At 54.6% G+C, this 796-nt stretch carries 2 protein-coding genes; both read left to right on the forward strand.

What is annotated here, in order from left to right; translation table 11 throughout:
* The first annotated feature begins 4 nt into the window (after positions 1–4).
* A complete protein-coding gene (locus WBY09_RS19870; RefSeq protein ID WP_443082670.1) occupies positions 5–94 on the forward strand; it encodes a hypothetical protein in 90 nt (29 codons plus the stop codon).
* 4 nt (positions 95–98) lie between these two features.
* A partial coding sequence (gene rplA, locus WBY09_RS19875) for a 50S ribosomal protein L1 (RefSeq protein ID WP_063087032.1) occupies positions 99–796 on the forward strand: 698 nt, incomplete at its 3' end.

A 796-nucleotide genomic window follows, 5' to 3' on the forward strand; every position in this document is an offset into this window, starting at 1 on the left:
CAAAATGGCTGACCTCAACGCATTTGACGTTGATGGCGCGATGGCAATGATCGAGGGCTCTGCCCGTGCGATGGGTCTCGAGGTTGTGGAGTAAGACGATGGCCAAGACTGGTAAACGCCTTGCCCAGGCCTATGAGGGCATCGACCGTAACACCCAGTACGAACTTGCAGCTGCTGTAAAGCTCGTCAAAGAAGGTGCAAAAGCCAAATTCGATGAAACCATCGAAATGGCCATGAACCTTGGTGTTGATCCGCGTCACGCTGACCAGATGGTCCGTGGTGTTGTTTCCCTGCCGCATGGTACCGGTAAAACCATGCGCGTTGCTGTCTTCGCAAAAGAAGCCAAAGCAGAAGAAGCCCAGAAAGCTGGTGCAGACGCTGTTGGCGCCGAAGACCTGATGGAAGCAATGCAGAAAGGCGATCTGAACTATGATCGCGTTATTGCAACCCCGGACATGATGGCTGTTGTCGGCCGTCTCGGTAAGGTACTCGGCCCGCGCGGCCTGATGCCGAACCCGAAACTCGGCACCGTGACCATGGATGTTGCGACCGCTGTTTCCGACGCAAAAGCTGGCCAGGTCCAGTTCCGTGCGGAGAAAAACGGTATCGTTCATGCAGGTATCGGCAAGGCATCGTTCAGCGAAGAACAGATCCTTGAGAATGCAAAAGCATTCGTCGATGCGATCGTTAAAGCAAAACCGACAGGCGCAAAAGGTGTTTACCTGCAGCGCGCTGCGATCAGCTCCACCATGGGTGCTGGCGTGAAACTGTCGATTGCTGACATCGCGTCGAAGTA

The organism is Thalassospira sp. CH_XMU1458, assembly GCF_037027205.1.
In the GTDB taxonomy this organism is placed as follows: domain Bacteria; phylum Pseudomonadota; class Alphaproteobacteria; order Rhodospirillales; family Thalassospiraceae; genus Thalassospira; species Thalassospira tepidiphila.